The 22,302-nt window shown below is 59.6% G+C and carries 16 protein-coding genes and 3 tRNA genes; 3 read left to right on the forward strand and 16 right to left on the reverse strand.

Annotated features, from left to right (window positions below; all coding sequences use genetic code 11):
- The first annotated feature begins 128 nt into the window (after positions 1 to 128).
- Both ACYVGC_RS02540 and ACYVGC_RS02545 read left to right on the forward strand, forming a co-directional pair.
- Positions 129 to 4,397: a hybrid sensor histidine kinase/response regulator transcription factor gene (locus ACYVGC_RS02540; protein WP_460582205.1), complete on the forward strand. Its 4,269-nt coding sequence runs from the start codon at positions 129 to 131 to the stop codon at positions 4,395 to 4,397.
- Positions 4,398 to 4,776: 379 nt separating this feature from the next.
- The gene (locus ACYVGC_RS02545) at positions 4,777 to 5,664 is read left to right on the forward strand and encodes a sugar phosphate isomerase/epimerase family protein (RefSeq protein WP_460582206.1); all 888 of its coding nucleotides are present in this window, start codon (positions 4,777 to 4,779) and stop codon (positions 5,662 to 5,664) included.
- A gap of 161 nt (positions 5,665 to 5,825) precedes the next feature.
- Here the strand turns inward: ACYVGC_RS02545 and ACYVGC_RS02550 are convergent, their stop codons facing one another.
- The 11 genes from ACYVGC_RS02550 to ACYVGC_RS02600 form a co-directional block, all read right to left on the reverse strand.
- Positions 5,826 to 6,608, reverse strand: coding sequence for a 3-keto-disaccharide hydrolase (locus ACYVGC_RS02550; protein ID WP_460582207.1), 783 nt, complete (start codon positions 6,606 to 6,608; stop codon positions 5,826 to 5,828).
- Between the two features lie 28 nt (positions 6,609 to 6,636).
- On the reverse strand, positions 6,637 to 7,521 hold the full coding sequence (locus ACYVGC_RS02555) for a sugar phosphate isomerase/epimerase family protein (protein WP_460582208.1): 885 nt from the start codon (positions 7,519 to 7,521) through the stop codon (positions 6,637 to 6,639).
- A gap of 152 nt (positions 7,522 to 7,673) precedes the next feature.
- The gene (locus ACYVGC_RS02560) at positions 7,674 to 8,561 is read right to left on the reverse strand and encodes a hydroxypyruvate isomerase family protein (RefSeq protein WP_460582209.1); all 888 of its coding nucleotides are present in this window, start codon (positions 8,559 to 8,561) and stop codon (positions 7,674 to 7,676) included.
- Between the two features lie 10 nt (positions 8,562 to 8,571).
- The gene (locus ACYVGC_RS02565) at positions 8,572 to 9,045 is read right to left on the reverse strand and encodes a c-type cytochrome (RefSeq protein ID WP_460582210.1); all 474 of its coding nucleotides are present in this window, start codon (positions 9,043 to 9,045) and stop codon (positions 8,572 to 8,574) included.
- A gap of 12 nt (positions 9,046 to 9,057) precedes the next feature.
- A complete protein-coding gene (locus ACYVGC_RS02570; RefSeq protein WP_460582211.1) occupies positions 9,058 to 10,110 on the reverse strand; it encodes a sugar phosphate isomerase/epimerase family protein in 1,053 nt (350 codons plus the stop codon).
- Between the two features lie 7 nt (positions 10,111 to 10,117).
- The gene (locus ACYVGC_RS02575) at positions 10,118 to 11,269 is read right to left on the reverse strand and encodes a Gfo/Idh/MocA family protein (protein ID WP_460582212.1); all 1,152 of its coding nucleotides are present in this window, start codon (positions 11,267 to 11,269) and stop codon (positions 10,118 to 10,120) included.
- 24 nt (positions 11,270 to 11,293) lie between these two features.
- The gene (locus tag ACYVGC_RS02580) at positions 11,294 to 12,544 is read right to left on the reverse strand and encodes a nucleoside permease (protein WP_460582213.1); all 1,251 of its coding nucleotides are present in this window, start codon (positions 12,542 to 12,544) and stop codon (positions 11,294 to 11,296) included.
- A 163-nt stretch (positions 12,545 to 12,707) separates the two neighbouring features.
- Positions 12,708 to 13,319: a gluconate 2-dehydrogenase subunit 3 family protein gene (locus ACYVGC_RS02585; RefSeq protein WP_460582214.1), complete on the reverse strand. Its 612-nt coding sequence runs from the start codon at positions 13,317 to 13,319 to the stop codon at positions 12,708 to 12,710.
- Between the two features lie 12 nt (positions 13,320 to 13,331).
- Positions 13,332 to 15,008 carry a GMC family oxidoreductase gene (locus ACYVGC_RS02590; protein ID WP_460582215.1) on the reverse strand — a complete coding sequence of 559 codons (1,677 nt, stop codon included), beginning with the start codon at positions 15,006 to 15,008 and terminating at the stop codon, positions 13,332 to 13,334.
- 151 nt (positions 15,009 to 15,159) lie between these two features.
- A complete protein-coding gene (locus ACYVGC_RS02595; RefSeq protein WP_460582216.1) occupies positions 15,160 to 16,878 on the reverse strand; it encodes a GMC family oxidoreductase in 1,719 nt (572 codons plus the stop codon).
- A complete protein-coding gene (locus ACYVGC_RS02600) occupies positions 16,865 to 17,440 on the reverse strand; it encodes a gluconate 2-dehydrogenase subunit 3 family protein (protein ID WP_460582217.1) in 576 nt (191 codons plus the stop codon). Before ACYVGC_RS02600 ends, ACYVGC_RS02595 begins: the two co-directional genes overlap by 14 nt.
- Positions 17,441 to 18,280: 840 nt before the next feature.
- Here ACYVGC_RS02600 and ACYVGC_RS02605 point away from each other — a divergent pair.
- Positions 18,281 to 18,733, forward strand: a complete 453-nt coding sequence (locus ACYVGC_RS02605; RefSeq protein ID WP_460582413.1) for a nucleoside deaminase — start codon at positions 18,281 to 18,283, stop codon at positions 18,731 to 18,733.
- A gap of 181 nt (positions 18,734 to 18,914) precedes the next feature.
- Here ACYVGC_RS02605 and ACYVGC_RS02610 read toward each other — a convergent pair whose 3' ends face one another.
- The 5 genes from ACYVGC_RS02610 to ACYVGC_RS02630 form a co-directional block, all read right to left on the reverse strand.
- The gene (locus tag ACYVGC_RS02610; protein ID WP_460582218.1) at positions 18,915 to 19,448 is read right to left on the reverse strand and encodes a GNAT family N-acetyltransferase; all 534 of its coding nucleotides are present in this window, start codon (positions 19,446 to 19,448) and stop codon (positions 18,915 to 18,917) included.
- A gap of 111 nt (positions 19,449 to 19,559) precedes the next feature.
- Positions 19,560 to 21,581: a DNA topoisomerase subunit B gene (gene gyrB / locus ACYVGC_RS02615; protein WP_460582219.1), complete on the reverse strand. Its 2,022-nt coding sequence runs from the start codon at positions 21,579 to 21,581 to the stop codon at positions 19,560 to 19,562.
- A gap of 192 nt (positions 21,582 to 21,773) precedes the next feature.
- Positions 21,774 to 21,847, reverse strand: a tRNA-Arg gene (locus ACYVGC_RS02620).
- A 16-nt stretch (positions 21,848 to 21,863) separates the two neighbouring features.
- Positions 21,864 to 21,937, reverse strand: a tRNA-Pro gene (locus ACYVGC_RS02625).
- 91 nt (positions 21,938 to 22,028) lie between these two features.
- Positions 22,029 to 22,116 (reverse strand) — tRNA-Ser (locus ACYVGC_RS02630).
- Positions 22,117 to 22,302 lie beyond the last annotated feature (186 nt).

A 22,302-nucleotide genomic window follows, 5' to 3' on the forward strand; every position in this document is an offset into this window, starting at 1 on the left:
CTTGGGATAGGGGGCTGGGGGGTGAGGCGCCCACGGAGGGCGATGAGCAATAGAACCTAGCGGCCCTCACGCCAGCGCCCCACCACCGCCCGCCCCACCCTTTAGCCAACGGCTGACTACTTTTGGGCATGAAGGTGCGTGTGGTTTTTCGGTGGTTTTGTATGATGCTGGCGGGGCTGCGGGCAGTGGCCGCCCAGGCGCAGGATGCCACCCCGAGCGAGTTCCGGTTTGAGCACATCACCGTGGACCAGGGCCTGAGCCACAGCGACGCCATGGCCGTGGCCCAAGACCGGGCGGGCTTCATCTGGATTGGCACCAACCGCGGCCTCAACCGCTACGACGGCTACGGCCTCAAGCCCTACATGCTGGCCATTAATCCCCGCAATGGCCTGTCCAGCAACCGGATAACGGCCCTGCTGGTGGGCCCCGACGAGCGGCTGTGGGTGGGGGCTGAGCGCGCCGGCCTCAGCTACTACGATGCTACCCACGACGCCTTTTTGCACTTCGATGAGCACGCCGTACTACCCACCGACCAGCCCGCCGCCCGCCTGCTCAGCGAGAGCGACGTGACCGTGCTGACCCTCGATACCCAGCGCCATCTGTGGGTGGGCACCGCCCAGCAGGGCATTTTTGTGCTCACTTTCAGTGCCCAAGGCCGGGTGCTGGCCCTGCGCCAGCTGCCCCCTACCGCGGCGGGCCGGCCCAGCCTCCTGCACGTGACGGGCCTGGCCATTGATGCCGAGCGTAACGTGTGGGTGGGCACCGCCGATGCCGGCCTGGCCGTGGTGCGGGCCGCCGACCCGGCCTGGGCCGTGGAGACTATGTCCTTCGCCGACAAGCACATCAGCAGCCTGGCCCTCGACCACCGGGGCGACTTGTGGGTGGGTACCGAGCGGCAGCTGTACTGGGTGCCGGCCGCCAACCGCCGCACCGGTCGCGAGCTGGCCGCCCACCCCCTCCCCCAGCAGTTTCCCAAGATTCAGGCGCTGCACCTCGACTCGGCGGGCCGCCTGTGGGTGGGCACGCTCTACGGCCTCTACGTGTGGGAGGCTGCCGTGCCGGCCGGCGGCGCGCTACCGCTGCAAGCCGGTCCGCCCACCCTGTTATTGCCTCAGGATGGCGAGCCGTTTAGCATCAACTCGGAGCGCGTGCACCAGATTTTTGAGGACCGCAACCAAACCATCTGGCTGTGCGCCTCGGCCGGCGGCCTCAACAAGGTATACCTGCGCCAGCGGGCCTTTGGGCGGCTGCGCCGGCAGCTGGTGGGCCAGCTCACGCTGTCGAACAACTACATCAACACCATCTATAAAGAGGAGGCTACCAATACGTTGTGGTTCGGCACGCGCAACGGCGTGGCTGCCTACGACCTGGCCCGGCACACCTACCGCAACTATTTCAACCAGCAGGAAGACGCCACACGGGGCGTGGACGTGTCCACCATTTTTAAGGCCGCCGATGGCACTCTGTGGTTTGGCACCCGCAGCAGCGGGCTGCTGTCGCTGACGCGCGCCGGGGAGCGCGAAAAGCTGACGCGCTACCCCCGCCTGCCCACCGGCTTCGACCTCACCAGCACCAGCATCGAACACCTAGCCCAGGATGACGCGGGCACGCTGTGGGTGGCCACGTTTTCGGCGGGAATACTGCGCTTCGGGCCCGGCGGGCAGTACCGGGGCACCTACGACGTAGCGCATAAACACCTACCTACCAACCAGTTCACGTACCTGCTCTACGACCCGGCGCGGCACGTGCTGTGGGCCAGCACCCGCAACGCGGGCCTGCTTAAGTTGCGCCCCACCCCCGACTCGCTCACCTTGCTGCGGCAGTATCAGTACGCGTCGGGCCGGGCCAACAGCCTGGGTGTCAACTACGTGTGGCCGCTGCTGCTCGACCGCCAGGGCACCCTCTGGATGGGCACCATCGGCGGGGGGCTGCACCAGCTGCGCACCGACGCGCAGGGCCGCGAAACCGTGCAGTCATTCGCTAAGTACTTGCCGGAGAGCGATGTAGAGAGCCTACTGCCCGACGACAACGGCAACCTCTGGATTGGCGGCACCGGCCTCTACCGCTTCACGCCGCGCACCCGCCAGTACCTGCGCTACGACGTGGCCGATGGCCTGCAGAGCAACGCCTTCAAGATTGGGGCGGCCGCACGGGCCCAGGATGGCACGCTCTATTTTGGGGGTATCAACGGCATCAACTACTTCCAACCGGCTGCTATTCAGGCCAATCCTACGCCGCCCGTGGTGCAGTTGACGGGGCTGCGCGTGATGAACCGGCCGGTGGGCGTAGGCGCGGTATTCAACGGCCGCGTGCTGCTGGCCAAGGCCTTTTCGGAGCCGCAGGTGCTGACCATCAAGGCCGCCGAGAACGACTTTTCGGTGGAGTTTGTGGCTCTCAACTACACCAATCCGCAGAAAAACCACTACGCCTACCGCCTCCGCGGCTACAACCAGGACTGGGTGTACCCCGGCCCCGGCCAGCGCACAGCCAGCTTCGCCAACCTGCCGCCCGGCCGCTACACCCTGGAGGTAAAGGCCGACAACGGCGAGGGCGCCTGGGCGCGGCAGCCCGCCACCATGCAGTTTGAGGTGCTGGCCCCGTGGTACAAAACCGGCTGGGCCTACCTGCTCTATGCACTTGCCTTGCTGGGAGTTATCGCCTTGTACCGGCGCTTCGAAATGACCCAGCAGGAGCTGCGCAACAAGCTGGCCTTGGAGCAGTTTCAGGCCGAAAAAGAGAAGGAGCTGACCAACCTCAAGCTGGGCTTTTTCACCAACGTGAGCCACGAACTGCGTACGCCACTCACGCTGATACTCGGGCCGATGGAGGAGATAATCGGCGCGCCCGGCCCCGTGAGCAACCTGCGCGACAAGGTGCAGCTCATGCACAAGCAAACCCGCAAGCTGCTGGACCTAGTAAACCAGCTGCTGGACTTCCGCAAAGTGGAAAGCGGCAACGTGCCGCTGCGCGCCAGTTACGGCAACGCGGTACCGTTTCTGACCGATATTTTCCGGGTTTTTGAGCAAAAAGCCGCCGAGCGCCGCCTCACCTACACCCTCGACGTACCCGCCGAGGCCGTGCCGCTGTACTTCGACCGCAGCAAGCTCGAAATCATCCTCACCAACCTGATAGCCAATGCGTTCAAGTACACGCCCGAGGGCGGGCACATCGAGCTGGCGGCCACCGTGGTAGGCAGCCCCGGCGGCGAGGCCGTATTTCAGCAGGGCGAGCTAACGGGTAATTACCTGGAAATAAGCGTGCTGGATTCGGGCGCGGGCATTAAGGCCGCGGAGCTGGCGCGCATTTTTGACCCCTACTACCAGGCCTCGCACACCGACACGCTGCGCATGACGGGCACCGGCATCGGGCTCTCGCTGGTCAAGCAGTTTGCCGAGCGCCACGCGGGCACCATTGCGGTCGAAAGCACGGTGGGCACGGGCACGGCGTTTCGGCTGCGGCTGCCGTTTGGCCAGGCACACCTGCACCCAGCCGATATCCTGACCGAAGCCGAACTACTTGACTCACTGGATAATACGCCCGAGTTTGACCCCATCGAGCTGGCCCTCCCCCCCGAGCCGCTGCCCACCCGCCCGCGCCTACTGGTGGTGGAAGACAATGACGAGGTGCGCCAGTACTTACAGCAGCTTTTCAGCGCCGACTACGAGGTGCTGGTCGCTGCCGATGGCCTGGAGGGCTGGGAACAGGTGCTGGCCCGCAGCCCCGACCTGGTGGTGAGCGACGTGATGATGCCCCGCAGCGATGGCCTGGAGCTGTGCCAGCGCATCCGGCAGCACCCCAAAACGGCCCACATCCCGGTGCTGCTACTCACGGCCCGCACCGCCGCGCTGCACGAAGTAGCGGGCCTCGAAACCGGGGCCGACGACTACGTGAGCAAGCCTTTCAACCCCCTGGTGCTGCAAGCCAAGGCCGCCACGCTACTACGCAACCGCCTGAAAATGCGCGAGTTCTATCAGCGTCAGATTCTGCTCGAACCTACCGAAATCGTCATCGCCGACGCCGACCGCGCTTTCCTGGAGCAGGCCATGCGCGCCGTGGAGCAGCACCTCGACGACCCCGCCTTCGGGGTGCTGGTGCTGGCCAGCGACTTGTGCTTGAGCCAGTCGGTACTCTACCGCCGCATCAAAAGCATCACGGGGCAAACCACGGTCGAGTTTATCCGCGACGTGCGCATGAAGCGCGCGGCTCAGCTCCTCACCCACAGCCAGTTGCGCATCACCGAAATCGCCAGCCAGGTGGGTGTCGAAAACGTGAAATACTTCCGCAAAACGTTCCAGAAAATCTACGGCCTGGCCCCTTCCGAGTACGCCAAGCAGCACCGCCCCGACCGCGGCGCGGCCCTGCTGCTCGACGTGCATTCGCTGGAAAGCGAGGAATAAGCAGTATTACCCGAGCGGCAGGCACTTTGGCACCAAATTTTCTTTTATCTTAAGTGTAGTAAGCTGCTCAGGTAATAGCTGCCACCCATGTGCAAAACGGCTGTCATTGCGCGCGCAACGCAGGGGAGCGCGGCAATCTTTCCTTGTCGGTCGCTTCAGTGGGTTAGTACTCCTGACGTGAAGGAAAGATTGCCGCGCTCCCCTGCGTTGCGCGCGCAATGACCGGCGTTTTGCCTAATTCCTAAGCTAGTAATTAACTGAATTAACGCTGCTTAGCACCAGCATACTGCCAAGATTGCGCGGCGGCTTTATCTTGCTTTACCATTTTGGCCGCCTGCCCGGCGCGCTTCCTTTCCACCCACCCATTTACGCTGTACCCATGACTTCCCGTCGCAATTTTCTGACCTCCGCCGCGCTGCTTTCCGCCGGCTTGCTGGTGTCGCCATCCGTGTTTGCCGCCTACAATAAGCGCTACATTGGTTTGCAGCTCTACACTGTGCGCGACGCCATGGCCAAGGACCCCGCCGGCACGCTGGCCCGCCTAGCCAAAATTGGCTTCAACTCAGTAGAAGGCGCCACCTACACCGGCAGCCAGAAATTCTACGGCATGACGCCCCAGGCCTTCGCCGCGCTGCTCAAGCAAAACGGCCTCATCATGCCCAGCAGCCACTATTTGCTGGGCGAGGCCCAAATGAACGGCGCTCCCACGCAGGGCACCATGCTGCACGACTGGGACCGCGCCGTGGACGACGCAGCTGCGGCCGGCGTCAAATACATGGTGTGCGCTTACTTGCTCGACTCCGAGCGCGGCCCCCTGGACCACTACAAGTACGTGGCCGAGCAGCTCAACAAGGCCGGCGAACGCTGTAAAAAGAATGGCATCCAGCTCTGCTACCACAACCACGACTTCGAATTTATCGCCCAGGATAGCAAGCTGCCCTACGACCTGCTACTCACCAGCACCGATAAGAACCTGGTAAAGATGGAATTGGACCTGTACTGGGTAAACAAGGCGGGCCATGACCCACTGACGCTGTTCAAGCAACACCCCGGCCGTTTCCCGCTCTGGCACGTCAAGGACATGGACCGCACGCCGCAGCGCGCCTTCACCGAAGTGGGCAACGGCAGCATCGACTTCAAGAAAATCTTTGCCCATGCCAACGAGGCCGGCCTCGATTATTTCTTCGTAGAGCAGGATACCACGCCCGGCTCGCCCTTTGACAGCATCACGCAGAGCATCAGCTACATCAAGAAGAATCTGGTGTAGGTAACGCTCTTAGCGTAAATACAACTGCAAAAAGAACGTCATGCTGAGCTTGTCGAAGCATCTCTACCACGCCGAAGGATTAGTAACCTAAGCGGCGTGGTAGAGATGCTTCGACAAGCTCAGCATGACGTTCTTTTCAGTTATAACATCTTACCAGGCAACTACTTAACCGCCGGTAACTCCCGTATCCAGATGTTGCGGAAGCTAAGCGGCTCGCTCTTGTCGCCGTGGGCTTGCAGCTTGATGGGGGCGGCGCCGTGGGCCTGGTAGCTGGGCGGGCCAATGTACTGGGTGGGGCCTTTCAGGGTCACGTTGTTTTGCACCAGCACGCCGTTGAGCAGCACCGTCACGCGGGCGGGCGTGGCCATGGTGCCGCCGGCGGCGAAGGTGGGGGCCGTCCACACAATGTCGTATACCTGCCACTCGCCGGGCGGGCGGGTGGGGTTGGCCAAGGGTATCAGCTGCTTGTAAATGCTGCCGGCCATGCCGTTCACGTACGTTTTGTTATTGTACGAATCCAGCATTTGCAGCTCGTAGCCGAGGTCGCCCTTGCCCAGCGAAGCCAGAAACAGGCCACTATTGCCCCGCGCCTGGCCGGTACCGGTGATGTTGGCTGGCACGCGCCACTCCAGGTGCAGTTGGTAGTTGGTGAAGGAACGCTTGGTTTCGATGTTGCCGGTGCCCTTTTTCACCGTGAACATGCCGGCCGATACCGGCCACGGCGCGGCCACGTTGTGGTCGTCGGTCGAAGTCCACTGGTCGAGGTTTTTACCGTCGAACAGCACAATGGCGTCGTTGGGGGCGTCGCCGGTCGTTTTGCCGGGCGTCACCACTTTGGGCACGGGCTCCCACACTTCTGTGTCCTCGGGCTTACCAGCTTGCTGAGCGTGGGCGACCCCCGCACCGAGGGCCAAAAGGGCGGTTGCCGCCAGGCGAATATTCATGCGCGAAAGGGGTGGGTTTAGAAAGAAGTTATTTGAGGGCGGGCAACAGGCTCTTCTTGATGTACGCCGCGCTCTGCGCAATGCTTTGGTAGGCGTCCATGCCGAAGTTTTCCTGCTCCACAAACGGGTGCTTGAGCCCGGCCACGGTGGCGTGGGCAAAAATCTTTTTAAAGTCAATTGACCCCGCGCCTACCTCGGTATTTAGCTCCGGCTTGGCCTTGTCCATATCCTTCACGTGCCAGAGCGGGAAGCGCTTGGGGTGCGCCTGCATCAGCTTGATGGGGTCTTGGCCGGCCCGCACCACCCAGTAGATATCCATCTCAAAATCAACCAGCGCCTGGTCGGTTTCCTTCAGCATCACGTCGTATAACATGGTGCCGTCCAGGGACTTAAACTCGAAGTCGTGGTTGTGGTAGCCCAGCCGCAGGCCGGCCGACTTGCACAGTGCGCCAGCCTTGTTAAGCTTCGTAGCAATGGCCTTAAAATCAGCCACTGACGTGCGCACCTTCTCATCCAGATACGGCACAATGACATAGGTTTGCCCGCTGGCCTTGGCCGCCTGAATGTAGGCGTTGAGGTCGTCCTCATTGCCCGTACTCATAAACGCGCCCATATCGTAGTGGCCGCTGGTGGTGGTGAGGCCATTGGCCGCCAGCGCCGCCTTAAACTCCGGGGCCGTGAGCCCCCAGAAGTGCTTGTCGCGGCTGTAGCCGTAGGTTTCTACGGCCTGGTAGCCCGCCTTGGCCACTTTGGCCAACGTGCCCTTTACATCTTTACCGATGTAGTCGCGCAGGCTATACAGCTGCAAGCCCACTTTGGGCGCGGCCGGCGCGGCCAGCAGCAGCCCCGGCGCGGCCAGCGACACGGCGGATAGTACGCCCACTTGCTTTAGAAAATCCCGGCGTTGTGTCATGAGTTTGGTAAACTTTTGATGTAATTTAGAACGTCATGCTGACCGCAGGGAAGCATCTCGTCCGGGGCACTAACCCCGCGACCATTCAACGATGTGAGCGAGATGCTTCCCTGCGGTCTGCATGACATATGCCAGCGCGTAAGCAGTTACCCCTACACGTCGCACAGGAGCACCGCCTTGCGCAGCGAAGCCAGCTTGTCGGCCTGCGCGGGCATAAACTCCTGGGCCACAAAGCCCTTGAAGCCCGTGGCCTTAATGGCGCGCATAATCGCCGGATAGTTAAGCTCTTGCGAGTCGTCTAGCTCGTGGCGGCCGGGCACGCCCGCCGTGTGGTAGTGCGCAAAGTAGGCGTGGTGGTCGGTGATGGTGCGGATGATGTCACCTTCGTCAATCTGCATATGGTAGATGTCGAACAGCAGCTTGAAGTTCTCAGAACCCAGGCGCTTGGCCAGGGCCACGCCCCAGGCGCTGCGGTCGCACATGTAGTCGTGGTGGTCGATTTTGCTATTGAGCAGCTCCATCACCAGCACCACGTTATGCTGGGCGGCCAGCTTGAGCAATGGCGCAAAGCCCTGCACGCAGTTAGCAATGCCGGTTTCGTCGCTCATACCCCGGCGGCTGCCGCTAAAGCAAATCAGGTTTTTATACCCCGCCTTGGCCACCAGCGGAATCATCTCAGCATACCGCTTTTGCAGCGCCGCGTGATACTTCGGGTCGTTGAAGCCGTCGGTGAGGTTCAGCTCCGCGCCATTGCACATCGGCGAGTCGAGACCGTGCTTTTTCAGCGTGGGCCAGTCGGCCGGGCCCACCAGGTCGATGCCCTGGATGCCCATGCCCTTGGCGGCGGCACAAAGCTGGTCAAGTGGCAGGTCACCAAAGCACCAGCGGCACACGGACTGCTTGATATTGTTTTTCAATCCTTCCGTCGTCAAAGGGTATTCAGCTGGGGCAAACGCACTTAGCGCTCCCGCTGCGCCGGCCGCGGCCGTGCCGGCCAGCATGTTTTTGAGCGCCGTGCGGCGAGTGGGTTGCGGGGCCATGGTGCGTTTTTTACTTAAGACTCAGAATATACTTGGCCATTTCCTTAGTGTCGGCCAAAGCCAGCGCGGGGTGCGGCGTCATGGGGATTTCGCCCCAGTTGCCCTTGCCGCCGGTAATGATTTTATTGCCCAGCATGGCAATGTTGGCGGCGGTAGCTGGGTACTTCTTGGCAATGTCGGCGTAGGACGGACCCACCACCTTTTCGTTCTGCTTGTGGCAGCTGCCGCAGTCGGAGCCGGCAATTAGCTGCGCCCCTTTATTTATGACCCCGCCCGAATGCTCGGTGCCGATTTTCGTCACGTTGGTGTCTATCTGCACTTGGTTGGCTACGGCCGCCACTTTGGTGCCGGCGGTGGTGTCGTGGGCGGTCGCATCGGCCGGGGTAACTGTGGCCGCTTGGGTATCAGCCGCATCAGGCTTGTAGCCCGAGTCACAGGCAGCCACTAGCGCACCGAGGCTGAGGAGCAAAGCAAATTTTTTCATAGGAGGAGGCGGTTAAATTCCTAGCAGGGAGTTGTTGAAAGTCGGGTTGGCCGCGGTGGCCACAAAGTCGTCGAAGGCTTTGTCAGTCACGCGAATAATGTGGTCTTTGATAAACTGAGCCCCTTCGCGGGCCCCGTCCTCAGAGTTTTTAATGGCGCACTCCCACTCCAGCACGGCCCAACCGGGGAAGTTGTACTGCGCCATCTTGCTGAAAATGGCCTTGAAATCGACCTGCCCGTCGCCCAGCGAGCGGAAGCGGCCAGCGCGGTCCAGCCACGACTGGTAGCCGCCGTACACTCCCTGCCGCCCGGTGGGGTTAAACTCGGCATCCTTCACGTGAAACATCCGGATGCGCTCGTGGTAGATGTCGATATACTCTAGGTAGTCAAGGCATTGTAGCACAAAGTGCGAGGGGTCGTAGAGCAGGCAGGCCCGCGGGTGGTCGTTTACTTCCGTCAAAAACCGCTCGTAGCTGATGCCATCATGAATGTCTTCGCCCGCGTGCGTTTCGTAGCACAAGTCAACACCTTGAGCATCAAACTCATCCAGGATGGGCAACCAGCGGCGACCTAGCTCCGCAAAGCCGGTTTCGACCAGGCCGGCCGGGCGCTGGGGCCAGGGGTACACCATGGGCCACAGCAGCGCGCCGCTAAAGGTGGCGTGTGCCTTCAGCCCGAGGCGGCGCGAAGCTTTAGCGGCCGCCTTGAGCTGCTGCACGGCCCACTGCTGGCGCGCAAACGGATTGTTGCGGTACGCCTCGGGCGCAAAGCCATCAAACAGCTGGTCGTAGGCGGGGTGCACGGCCACCAGTTGGCCCTGCAAGTGGGTCGAAAGCTCCGTGATTTCCAGCCCGGCGGCGTTTACCTTACCCTTTATCTCATCGGCGTAGGTTTGGCTGTCGGCCGCCAGCTGCAAGTCGATGAAGCGGGAGTCGGTGGTGGGCAACTGCACGCCCTTGAAACCCAGGTCTTTCGCCCAAGCACAAATGCCCTCCAGCGTGTTAAATGGGGCTTGGTCGCCGATGAATTGGGCCACAAAAACGGCCGGTCCTTGGATGGTAGTCATAGGTTAATCAAACGGTGAAGTCGGTCCATTTTTCAGTCGATTTGCCCGAGGCAATGACGTGCTCAATAAATGCCATGCCGCGTACCCCATCACTAACACTCGGAAAATCAAGCATTTCGGGCGTAGCAGCCGTGCCGGCGGCCCGCGCTTGCAGCGTCAAAGCAAAATTGCGGTAAAGGTTAGCAAAAGCTTCGATATAGCCTTCGGGGTGGCCGGCGGGCACGCGGGCATTGTGCTGCGCAAAGGAACCGACGTAGCCAGTGCCGGTGCGGCGAATCTCGGCCGGGCCATCTAACCACCTCACCAACAGTGTGTTGTTATCGGCTTGCTGCCACTCTACACCACCCTTGTCGCCGTACACCCGGATTTTAACGTTATTTTCCTCGCCGGCCGCAATCTGCGAAGCCATAAGCACGGCGCTGGCCCCGTTGCTGAGCTTCAGCAGCACGGCCCCATCGTCGTCGAGCTGCCGGCCAGCCACTACGATATTAATATCGGCGCAAAGCTTAACTACTTGCAGGCCCGTAACATACTCTAGTAAGTTGAAGGCATGCGTACCAATATCACCCATCGAGCCGGCCACGCCGCTACGGGCGGGGTCGGTGCGCCAAGCGGCTTGCTTGTTGTCGCCGCCCTCCTCAAACTTGCTCAGCCAACCCTGCGGGTACTCCACGTAGGCCTTGCGAATGGGTCCCAACGTGTTGGCAGCCAGCAGCTGGCGCGCCTCCTTCACCATGGGGTAGCCAGTATAGGTATGAGTAAGGCAGAGCAGGCAGCCGCTGGCCTCGGCCACGGTTTGCAACTGCTTGGCCTCCGCCAATGAAAAGGTCATCGGCTTGTCGAGGATGACGTGGAAGCCATTTTCGAGGGCCAGTTTGGCGGGCTCGAAGTGCAGGTAGTTGGGCGTTACGATGGCGATAACCTGCACGCGCTCGGCTGCCGGCCGCTGCTTTTCGCGGGCAATCAGGTCCTGAAAGGAGCCGTACACGCGGTCAGGCGCTAGGCCCAGCAGCTCGCCAGTAGCCGCCGATTTGGCCGCGTCGCTGCTGAATGCGCCCGCCACTAGCTCATACAAGCCATCGAGGTTGGCCGCCAGGCGGTGTACCGCGCCAATAAAAGCGCCGGTACCCCCGCCAATCATTCCCAATCTTAATTTCATGCTAACATTCAGTAAGTCAACCGCTTATACTTCCAAGCGGGCCTTGGTTTCGGCAAAGCTCATTTCTTCGACCGAGGCGCTCACGCGCTGGTCTTTGAAAAGCAGCAGGAACGCCACCAGCACGGCCGCCGCAATGGCCGCCGGAATGAGCCAGATGGTGTGCCAGTCGTGCAGGTCGCCGGTGGTTTTGTGGGCGTCCACAATCTGGCCCGACAGCAGCGAGCCAATAAGCATGCCCACGCCATAAGTAGCCAGCGTGATGAAGCCCTGGGCCGCGCTTTTCGACTGCTCGCCAGCCAGGTTATCGGTGTAAATCTGACCCGTTACGAAGAAGAAATCGTAGCAAATGCCGTGCAGCACAATGCCCGCAATCAGCATCCAGTAGTTGCTGTCGGCGTTGCCGAAGGCGAAGAATACGTAGCGCACCACCCAGGCCAGCATACCAATAGCTAGCATTTTTTTCACGCCCAAGCGGGCAAAGAAAACTGGGATGAGCAGCATAAACAGCACCTCCGATACTTGCCCGAGGCTTTGCACACCAGCCGCCGATTTCATGCCCACTTCGTTGAGAAACGGGTTGGTGAAGCCGTAGTAAAAAGACAGCGGCACGCAAATGGCTACCGAAGCCAGGAAGAAAATCAGATATGAGCGGTTTTTCAGGAGCCGAATGGCATCGAGGCCCAGCAGGTCGCCCATGGTGGTAGGACCCTCTTTTTTCACCGGCGGTGTGGCGGGCAGAAAAAAGCTGAATACCCCCAGCAGCGCCGATGCGCCGGCTGCCATTTTCAGCGTGAGCACCAGCGTGCCGCTTTCCTCCCAGCCCAACTTAGCAATAGTGAGGCCTGCCACAATCCAGCCCACGGTGCCCAGCACTCGGATATTGGCAAACTCCTGCTGCGGATTCTGCATTTGCCGGAAGGAGATGGAGTTAACCAACGCCAGCGTGGGCATGTACAGAATCATGTAAATGAGAATGTACGGGTAAAACGCCCCGAAATCAGTGGCACTCGATGCCTGCCACAGCAGCACGGCCCCCGCTAAGTGCAAGACTCCCAGTATCTTCTGGGCCGAGAAAAACCGGTCGGCAATCAGCCCGATAACGAAGGGGGCCACAATTGCCCCGATGGATTGGGTGAGGAACGCCACCCCTACCTGCACGCCACTGGTATGCAGGTTTTGCAGCAGGTACGTACCCAGCGTCACAAACCAAGCGCCCCAGATAAAGAACTCCAAGAACATCATCAAGGACAGTTTGAAGCGGATAGTCGGCGTCATAAACAGCGGGGTGGGAAAAGGCAGTTGGGTAACTAAGGGCTATTTGTCATGCTGAGCTTGCCGAAGCATCTCTACCACGCCAGTAGGATTACTAACCCAGCGGCGTGGCAGAGATGCTTCGACAAGCTCAGATGACGTTCTTTTTCAGATTTTTATGTGGTAATCAGCTGGTAGCCCAGGCGCGGTCGCCCTTCTTGTAAGGCACGTTGCCGTCGTACTTGCCGGGCACGGGCAGGTAGCGTAACGCCTTGGTAGCGCCCACCTCAGAGGTGAAAAAGCCGAGCAGCGTCAACTCTTTCATCATGCGGAAATAGTGGCTCGGGTCGTCCTTGCGCTGGTTTTGGGTGAACTGCTTCTGCTCCTTGTCCAAGGCGGTGAGAAAGGCAGTGCGCTGGGCCGGGTCGCAGGCCATAAAGGCTTTGCCCTGCATTTTCTGGCAATCCTGGTCAAGCTTGGTGAGGCCGGTGAGGAAGATTTGCTGGTCGGCGGGCTTGTAGCAGTCACGCACCATCACTTCCATGAAGCCACCTACATTGGCGGCCTTGGCCCCCGGCGTGGTGGTGGCAGGCAAAATGGTTTCACCCACCTCATTAAGCAGCCCGATTTGAGCGGGCGTAAAGGCCACTTTGGCCCCGCCGGCGGTGGTGCCCGGCGCGTCGGTCTTAGCACCGTCTTTGCCGCTGGGCGAAGAGCAACTGGTCAGGAAATAATCGGCTCCGATGACGGTGCCGCCCATCAGGACGGCCACGCGGGCGAGGGCGTTGCGGCGGTTCATAATAGGCTGATATTAAATGTTTTGCTTTTTCATTTCGCTCACGGCATGGTCCACGGCGCGGGCTGTGAGGGCCATGTAAGTGAGCGAGGGGTTTTGGCAGGCGGCCGAGGTCATGGCTGCGCCGTCGGTCACGTACACGTTGGGCGCGTCCCACACCTGGTTGTGCTGGTTGAGCACCGACGTCTTGGGGTCGCGGCCCATGCGAGCAGTACCCATCTCGTGGATGCCACCGCCCAGCACCTGGCTGCCGTTGTAAGTTTTCACGTTTTTAAGGCCCGCTTTTTCGAGCATTTCCTGCGCGTCATTCATCATATCGACGCGCATTTTCAACTCGTTTTCCCGGATGTGCGCGTCCATCGACAGCACGGGCAGGCCCCACTTGTCCTTCTTGGTCTTGTCCAGGAACGTGCGGTTGTCGTGGTAGGGCAGCGTTTCGCCGAAGCCCGTCATGCCCATCGTCCACTTGCCGGGCTCGGTGAGCGCGTCCTTGAACTCGCCGCCGATGCTCATCTCCGGAATTTCGCGGCTCCAGCCCTCGCGGCCAGCGCTGCCTTGGTAGCCAAAGCCGCGGATGTAGTCGCGCTTATCACCAAATAGGTTGCGGAAGCGCGGCACGTAAATGCCGTTGGCCCGGCGGCCGTAGGTGTACTTGTCGTCGAAGCCTTCCACATCGCCGTGTGCGCCGGCCCGGAAGTGGTGGTCCATCAGGTTGTGGCCCAACTCGCCGCTGCTGCTGCCCAGGCCCTCGGGCCACACATCGGTAGCCGAGTTCATCAGCACCCAGGCCGAATTAAGCGCCGACGCATTCAGGAAAATAACCTTGGCGTAGTACTCGTAGGTCTGGTTGGTTTCGGCATCGAGCACCTCCACGCCTTTGGCGCGCTTGGTGTCTTTGTCATAAAGAATTTTAGTAACAATCGAAAACGGCCGCAGCGTGAGGTTGCCGGTAGCTACGGCCGCGGGTAGCGTGGCCGACTGCGTGCTGAAATAGGCCCCAAATGGGCAGCCCAGCCAGCACTTGTTGCGGTATTGGCAGTTAACGCGGTTGTGGTGCGGCATCGTGATGTTGGCCGTGCGGCCAATCACCATGCGGCGGTGCTCGTAATTCTTCTTAATGCGGGCGGCTACGTCTTTCTCCACCACGTTCATCTCCATGGGGGGCATAAACTCGCCGTCGGGCAGTTGCGGCAGGCCATCGCGGTTGCCGCTGATGCCCGCAAATTTCTCCACGTAGCTGTACCAAGGCGCCAGGTCTTTGTAGCGAATGGGCCAGTCCACGGCAATGCCGTCTTTGGCGTTGGCCTCAAAGTCGTAGTCACTCCAGCGGTACGACTGCCGGCCCCACATCAGTGAGCGGCCACCCACTTGGTAGCCCCGGAACCAGTCGAAAGGCTTTACCTCGGTGTAAGGGCTCTCCTTTTCGTTAACCCAATAGTCAAGGTTAGACTCGTTCAGGGTATAGTCGCGGCCCAGCACGGGGTATTCGGCTATCATCTGCTGGGTTTTGCCACCGCGGTGGGGCAGCTCCCAGGGCGCTTTATTGGCGTTTACGTAGTCCTTCACGTGCTCGATGTTACGACCACGTTCCAACATTATCGTTTTCAAGCCCTTCTCCGTCAGCTCTTTGGCTGCCCAACCGCCTGATATACCTGAGCCAATTACAATGGCGTCATACGTGTTTTTTTCCATGAACTACTACGAAACGATAGGGTGGGAAATAGACGGAGGAAGCTGGCCTTTATCCGCTCACTTTTTACTAAAGGCCAATTAATTAGGAATAATTCACGCAAGGCAGCCCACGGCTTTATCCCGAAGCAAGGTAGGAGTAATTACTCACTTTTCAAACTGCATTGCCCCTTTTAGCCGCGCGCACAGCATGGTCCACGGCCCGCGCGGTAAGGGCCATATAGGTGAGCGAGGGGTTTTGGGTAGAAGTCGAGGTCATGGCGGCGCCATCGGTTACGTACACGTTGGGGCAGGCGTGCAGCTGGTTCCACTGGTTGAGCAGCGACGTTTTGGGGTCGCGGCCCATGCGCACACCGCCCATCTCGTGAATGTCGAGGCCGGGGGCCTGGCCGGTATCCACGGCCTTAATATTGACGAAGCCCGCCTTCGTGTACATGTCGGTAAACTGCTCGAAGAAGTCTTTCTTCATCTTGGCATCGTTATCGTCGTAGTCCACCGATATCGACAGCAGCGGCATGCCCCATTCATCTTTACGGGTGGGGTCGAGGCGCACGTAGTTGGTGGCCTTCGGGATGGTTTCGCCCATCATGCCCGACTGCACCCGCCATGGCCCCAGCGCCGGGCGCTCCAATTGCTGCTTGAAATCGGCCCCCAGGCCGTGCTCGGGCTGCACCAGCCCGCGCGACGCGCCAAAGCTGGTGGCGTAGCCGCGCAAAAAGTCGGTTTCCTGCTTAAACACGTTGCGAAAGCGCGGCAGGTAGCCGCCGCCCGCCGGGTTGCGGCCATCGGTGGTAAACTCTTTCAAGCCCTCGTACTCGGCCGATATGTGGGCGCTGTAGTTATGAAACGCCACGTACTTACCCAGCACCCCGCTGTCGTTACCCAGGCCGTTGGGAAAGCGGTGCGAAGTGGAGTTAAGCAGTAACAAATTGGTATTCAACGCCCCCGCATTCACAAACAGCACGGGCGCATAGTACTCCGTAACGGCCTTGGTATGCGTGTCAATCACCCGGATGCCGGTAGCCCGGCCCTTCTGCTCGTCAAACAGGATGGACTGCACCACCAGGTCGGGCTTCAACGTGAGGTGTCCCGTTTTCATGGCCCACGGAATAGTGGACGAGTTGCTGCTGAAGTAGCCGCCAAACGGGCAGCCACGCTGGCACAGCACCCGGTTTTGGCACTGCACCCGGCCCTGCTCGTAGTGAATGGGCTGGGGCTGAGACAAATGCGCGCAGCGGGCGCTGATAACGTGCCGGTCGGGGTGGCTTTTTTTCAACTCCTTTCGAAAATAATCTTCCACCGCATTGAGCGGGAAGCCGGGCATAAACTCGCCGTCGGGCAGCGCGGGCAAGCCATCGTGGTTGCCGCTGATGCCCGCAAACTTCTCCACGTAGCTGTACCACGGCGCCAAGTCGTCGTAGCGAATGGGCCAGTCCACGGCAAAGCCGTCGCGGGCCGGGCCCTCAAAGTCATACTTGCTCCAGCGCTGGGTTTGGCGCGCCCACAGCAGCGACTTGCCCCCCACCTGGTAGCCCCGAATCCAGTCAAACGGCTTTTCCTGCACGTAGGGGTGCTCCGCGTCCTTCACCACAAAGTGCATAGCGTCCTCCTTGAATACGTAGCAGCGGCTGGCAATTGGGTTGGCCTCGCGCACGGCCAGCGGCACCTTGCCGCCGTGGGCAAATTCCCAGGGGTTGAGGTTGGTGGTGGGGTAGTCTTTGTTGTGCTCCACTTGGCGGCCCCGCTCCACTACCAGAGTTTTCAACCCCTTGCCCGTGAGTTCTTTAGCCGCCCAGCCGCCACTCATGCCCGAGCCAATGACGATGGCGTCGAAGGTGCGCTCCTTTACGCTGTCGATGTTAAGATTGGCCATGGTGCGGAACTGCTAAATCTACTTTGCTTACTGGGTAATAGCCGTTGTAGCGGCCGGGCACCAACTCATACACTACCTGCTTGGTCATGAAGTACTTACTACCCTTATAGCCATCGGCAGTCAGCTGCCGGGCCATGCGGTAAAAGCCCATCAGCTCGGGCGAAAAACCGTCGGGCTGCTGGTCGATGCGCTGAAGCAATGCCAGTCGCTGGGTTGCCGTGCTGGCCCCAAATGCCTGGCCGTGCTGCTTCTGGGACGCGCCATCCAGCTGCTGCAAGCCCGCCATAAAAAGCTGCTGCTCCTTCACGGGCGTACAGTCTTTCAGCATTTTAAGCACGTAGAGGTGCAGGCTCAGGTCCTTGGCTCCCGGCGTATCCGTTTTCGGAATAATGGTTTCGCACACTTCAGCCAGCAATTGCTGCTGGCTGGCACTCACGGCCGCGGCGGGCGGCGCGGCGGCCGCCTGCTTGCCGTCTTCCGACTGGGAAAAGCAGCTGGGTAGCAAGGTGGCCGTGGCGGCCAGCAGCGCGAAGTTTTTGACAGCTATTCGCCGGTTCATCATGCGAGTGGGAAAAGAGGTAAGTACTGCAAATTACACGTTTCCCAGCTTTCGCTAACCAGCGTTTTACCATTCCCCCGGCAAGGGCGTAGCCATACGCTACGGTTTGCCCGGCTGGCAAGCTTGCGCAGCCTGGGCAGCTCGCGCCTACGGGTCCGCTAAAGTCTGCCTACCTGGCAGCAGGGCCAATGCATGGCACGGCACCCTCCTCTTCGCTAGCAGGTATTTCGCAGTGAATGAGCTGTTTCTGTCCTACCCGCAGTTGCCTGTGCCTGCTCAGCATTGCCTCCTCGCGCCACCGGGCGCAGCTACGGCGGGTCCCCGCCGCACCAATACTCCCGGCCATCCTACATAGGGTATCCAACGGCGACTGCCACTGCCTAATCCAGCTACTAGGGCCCAAGCTCAGGGGTAGTTTTTGTTAATAAACTATCAATAAAAAGCCGGTTTTTCGACACCAACTCCTATTCCCAGGTTGTGGCCGCTTAAAACCAGATTAGTCCCCAAACGAGGCGACCCGCGTCCACAAGCTGTCACTGCCCCTAGCCTGAGTAGCCGCAAGCGCCGGGCCAGGCAAAAGCCCTAATTTTGCGGCCGCAGTTTTTGGGTGGCTACTCGCCCACCGGCCCAGACTAGTGGGGACATGAAAAAAGCCCTACGCCATGAGCGAAGGGCTTTCCAACCAAAACACCTTAAAAAACTATTCTTTCACGCAGGTAGAACAAGCGAGCGGCCAAAAGATTCCTGGCTTTCCGAAAAATTCTTGCGTTTCTTTTTTAATAAACTGATTATCAATTCGTGAAAACTTCTGATATTCCTTCCCAGGCTCCTGATGTCGGCTTTATGCGCGAGGCCATCCGGCTGTCGCTGGAGAAAATGCAGGCCGGTTTTGGCGGCCCCTTCGGCGCGGTTATCGTCAAGGATGGCCAGATTATCGCCCGCGGCTTCAATCAGGTCACCAGCACCCTCGACCCCACCTGCCACGCCGAGGTCGATGCCATTCGCAAGGCCTGCCAGGTGCTGGGCACCTTTCAGCTCGATGGCTGCGACCTCTACACCAGCTGCGAGCCGTGCCCCATGTGCCTGGGGGCCATCTACTGGGCCCGCCCGGCGCGCGTATTCTACGCCAACACCAAAGCCGACGCTGCTGCCATCGGCTTCGACGACCAGTTTATCTACGATGAAATAGATAAACCCTTGAATAAAAGAAAGTTACCTATGCAGCAATTCCTGCGCGACGAGGCCCTGGTTTCCTTCCAAGCCTGGGCTGCCAAGGAAGGCCGCACTGATTACTAGAACCCAGGATTTAGCGGATTTTATGGGTGGCACCAGCGTAGAAGCTTGTGCTTATTACCGACCTACTACCGCTTCATCAGCATGCAAAAGGCCACCCAATTGGGTGGCCTTTTTGTATTCAAAGCCAGAAAAAACTATTTCGAATTTTGATGCACAACTACTTGACTACAAGATTTTACCTCTATACAGGCAACTCAAACAAACTCACGGTTGCGTTGTGATAATGGGCTGGCAGGCTCGCCGTGTCGGTGAGGGCAGCCAGCCCAAGGTAGGTGAAGCCGCACGCAGTGTAGTGCGCAATCAGCCCGTGGTTTTCGCCAACGGTATCGAGGCGCACATATTTTTTTTGGTGCTGCCGGGCGTACTCCTTGGCCCACTGCACGATAACGGCAACGAAACTTTGCCCCCGGAAATCGGGATTAGTAGCGATGCGATGAATGTACACGGCGGGGTCAGCATTACGGACGCCCCAAATCTGCGGGTCGTCAAACGTGATGGCCCACACGCAGGCAATGGTATCGCCCACCACGAGCTTCCACTGGCGGCCCTCAGCTAGCTCCTGCACCACCAGCTCCCGCTCAAAATCGGGCCAGACCACGGTGGCCTTGGCAGTAGCAGCTTGGTACGCGGCCGCTAATCGGTAGAGGCGAAAAATCTCATCAATATCAGCCGGTGTGCTGAGTAGCAGCTGTTTGGCGGGGGTAGAAGTAACCATGTATTTGAGAAAGAGGGCAACCAGAGGGCAGCTGAAAAGCAAAGCGCCCGCCATCCCTTAATTCGGGATGGCGGGCGCAAGGTACTTTATCAGTAGCCTCGTAGGGCGTGGCTACACGTCCAGCTTGGCGTACTTAGCGTTTTGCTCGATGAAGTCGCGGCGGGGGGCTACTTCATCGCCCATCAGCATCGAGAAGAGGTGGTCGGCCTCGGCGGCCGAGTCCACGGTTACCTGCTTCAGGGTGCGGGTGGCGGGCTGCATAGTGGTGGTCCAAAGCTGCTCGGCGTTCATCTCGCCCAGGCCTTTGTAGCGCTGTACGTGCACAGTTTCGGGTTTGCCGCGGCCGATTTCGTCCTGGGCCGTTATGCGCTCCTCTTCGGTCCAGCAGTAGCGCTCCTCTTTGCCGCGCTTCACAAGGTAAAGCGGCGGCAGGGCGATGTAAATGTGTCCTTGGTCCACGAGCTGGCGCATGTAGCGGAAGAAGAACGTGAGAATCAGCGTCCGAATGTGCGAGCCGTCGATATCAGCATCGGTCATGATGATGACCTTGTGGTAGCGCAGCTTGTCGAAGTTCAGCGGGCCGGTTTCGTTGCCATCGTCGTCGGTGCCGAAAGCCAGCGACTTGCGCTCGTTGAACGTGACACCGAGCGCGGTAATCATGTTCTTGATTTCCTCGTTCTCCAGAATCTTATGCTCCTGGGCTTTCTCTACGTTCAGAATCTTACCGCGCAGCGGCAAAATGGCCTGAAACGCCCGGTTGCGGCCCTGCTTGGCCGTACCGCCGGCCGAGTCACCTTCGACCAAGTACAGCTCACAGATTTCAGGGTCCGAGTCGGAGCAGTCGGCCAGCTTGCCGGGCAAGGAGTTGGAACCCAGCACGTTTTTGCGCTGCACCATATCCTTGGCCTTACGGGCGGCAATGCGGGCCTTGGCGGCCAGGATAACCTTGTCCATGATACGGTTAGCCTGGTTGGGGTTCTCTTCCAGGTATTGACCCAGAATTTCGCCCACCACGCTGTTCACCGCGCCGCTCACTTCCGAGTTGCCAAGCTTGGTCTTCGTCTGGCCCTCAAACTGCGGCTCCTGCACCTTCACCGAGATAACGGCCGTGAGGCCTTCGCGGAAGTCGTCGCCGGTGATTTCCACCTTAGCTTTTTCAAACAGCTTGCTTTTGTCGCCATACGCCTTCAGCACCCGCGTTACGGCCGAGCGGAAGCCCGCCACGTGCGTGCCACCCTCGATGGTGTTGATATTGTTGACGTATGAGTACACGTTCTCCTGATAGGAGGTGTTGTACTGCAACGCCACTTCTACGGGCGTGCCACCTTTCTCGCTCTCCACATAAATGGGCTCGGAGAGCAGCGAAGGGCGCTCACTACCATCGAGGTACTGCACGAAGTCGCGCAGGCCACCCGTCGAGTAAAACTCTTCGTAGCGGAAGCCTTCGGCGTCGGAGTGGCCCACGGCCGCATCGCCGGTGAGCACATCGCGGCGGTCGGTGAGGGTGATACGAATGCCTTTGTTGAGAAACGACAAATCGCGCAGGCGGCTGGCGATGGTGGCGTAGCGATACTCCGTTTCAGTGAAAATGGTGGGGTCGGGCAGGAAGCGTACTTCCGTGCCGTGCTCGTCGGTATCGCCAATCTCCTTCACCGCGTACAGCGGCGCACCAATGCTGTACTCCTGCTCGTAAAGGTGGCCCTTACGACGCACGTTCACCTTGAGGTCGATGCTGAGCGCGTTTACGCAGCTCACGCCCACGCCGTGCAAGCCACCCGACACCTTGTAGCTGTCCTTGTCAAACTTGCCGCCGGCGTGCAGCACGGTCATCACCACTTCGAGGGCCGAGCGGCCTTCCTTGGCGTGCCAGTCCACAGGAATACCCCGGCCATTGTCGCGGACGGTAACCGAGTTGTTTTCGTTAATCGTAACCTGAATCAGGTCGCAGTGCCCCGCCAGGGCCTCGTCAATGGAATTGTCCACCACTTCCCACACCAAGTGGTGGAGACCCTTGATACCCGTATCGCCGATGTACATGCTGGGGCGCTTGCGCACCGCCTCCAGCCCTTCCAGCACCTGAATGCTATCGGCCGAATAATCGGCGGGGGCCTTCTTTTCTACTACTTCACTCATGCGAGAGAGGGGGTTAAGCCGACTGAAAATACAGTCACAAAGAGAACAACCAAAAGTACTCTTTTTATTCCATTTTGCCTAGTTTTTACCGGGTTTTTGCCCGGTATTTCAGGGCCAAAAAAAAGCCCTTGCCGCGGGCGGCAAGGGCTTTTTTACGTGCTTGTTTGAAGCTCAAACTAGGGCCTTCAAAAGTGGCCCCAATTGGATTCGAACCAATGACCGGCTACTTAGAAGGTAGCTGCTCTATCCAGCTGAGCTATGGGGTCAAATCCATTCAACATGTCGGGGTGGCAGGATTCGAACCTACGACCTCCTGGTCCCAAACCAGGCGCGATACCGGGCTACGCTACACCCCGAGGTGCTTGCATCAGGAATTAAAAATCAGCAAGTGAAAATTGACGAGCAATTCATACTTCCTGATTTTTAATTCCTGATTCAAAAGAAGCGCGGAGAAGGGGGGATTCGAACCCCCGGTAACCTTTAGAGCTACGGCAGTTTAGCAAACTACTGGTTTCAGCCACTCACCCACTTCTCCGTACAAGTGGCTTGCCAAGTCCCGGTTGGTCTTAGCGGCTGCAAAGATACGCAGGCAATCCGAATTCTTCGAACTTTTCGAGAAGTTTTTGCGCCTCGTTTGTGCAACTACTTAGCGCGGAACCCACTGCGTGGCCGATTAAGCGCAAAATTTCTGGTTTTACGGACTCCCGTCCGTCCTTTGCAA

This window comes from Hymenobacter arcticus (assembly GCF_054779975.1).

Bases quoted from the DNA above. Each gene is read 5' to 3' on its own strand.
- ACYVGC_RS02590 (WP_460582215.1), bottom strand. From the start codon at position 15,008: ATGGAAAAAAACACGTATGACGCCATTGTAATTGGCTCAGGTATATCA.
- ACYVGC_RS02610 (WP_460582218.1), bottom strand. From the start codon at position 19,448: ATGGTTACTTCTACCCCCGCCAAACAGCTGCTACTCAGCACACCGGCT.
- gyrB (WP_460582219.1), bottom strand. From the start codon at position 21,581: ATGAGTGAAGTAGTAGAAAAGAAGGCCCCCGCCGATTATTCGGCCGAT.
- ACYVGC_RS02575 (WP_460582212.1), bottom strand. From the start codon at position 11,269: ATGAAATTAAGATTGGGAATGATTGGCGGGGGTACCGGCGCTTTTATT.
- ACYVGC_RS02570 (WP_460582211.1), bottom strand. From the start codon at position 10,110: ATGACTACCATCCAAGGACCGGCCGTTTTTGTGGCCCAATTCATCGGC.
- ACYVGC_RS02555 (WP_460582208.1), bottom strand. From the start codon at position 7,521: ATGACACAACGCCGGGATTTTCTAAAGCAAGTGGGCGTACTATCCGCC.
- ACYVGC_RS02600 (WP_460582217.1), bottom strand. From the start codon at position 17,440: ATGATGAACCGGCGAATAGCTGTCAAAAACTTCGCGCTGCTGGCCGCC.
- ACYVGC_RS02585 (WP_460582214.1), bottom strand. From the start codon at position 13,319: ATGAACCGCCGCAACGCCCTCGCCCGCGTGGCCGTCCTGATGGGCGGC.
- ACYVGC_RS02580 (WP_460582213.1), bottom strand. From the start codon at position 12,544: ATGACGCCGACTATCCGCTTCAAACTGTCCTTGATGATGTTCTTGGAG.
- ACYVGC_RS02540 (WP_460582205.1), top strand. From the start codon at position 129: ATGAAGGTGCGTGTGGTTTTTCGGTGGTTTTGTATGATGCTGGCGGGG.
- ACYVGC_RS02565 (WP_460582210.1), bottom strand. From the start codon at position 9,045: ATGAAAAAATTTGCTTTGCTCCTCAGCCTCGGTGCGCTAGTGGCTGCC.
- ACYVGC_RS02560 (WP_460582209.1), bottom strand. From the start codon at position 8,561: ATGGCCCCGCAACCCACTCGCCGCACGGCGCTCAAAAACATGCTGGCC.
- ACYVGC_RS02545 (WP_460582206.1), top strand. From the start codon at position 4,777: ATGACTTCCCGTCGCAATTTTCTGACCTCCGCCGCGCTGCTTTCCGCC.
- ACYVGC_RS02605 (WP_460582413.1), top strand. From the start codon at position 18,281: ATGCGCGAGGCCATCCGGCTGTCGCTGGAGAAAATGCAGGCCGGTTTT.
- ACYVGC_RS02595 (WP_460582216.1), bottom strand. From the start codon at position 16,878: ATGGCCAATCTTAACATCGACAGCGTAAAGGAGCGCACCTTCGACGCC.
- ACYVGC_RS02550 (WP_460582207.1), bottom strand. From the start codon at position 6,608: ATGAATATTCGCCTGGCGGCAACCGCCCTTTTGGCCCTCGGTGCGGGG.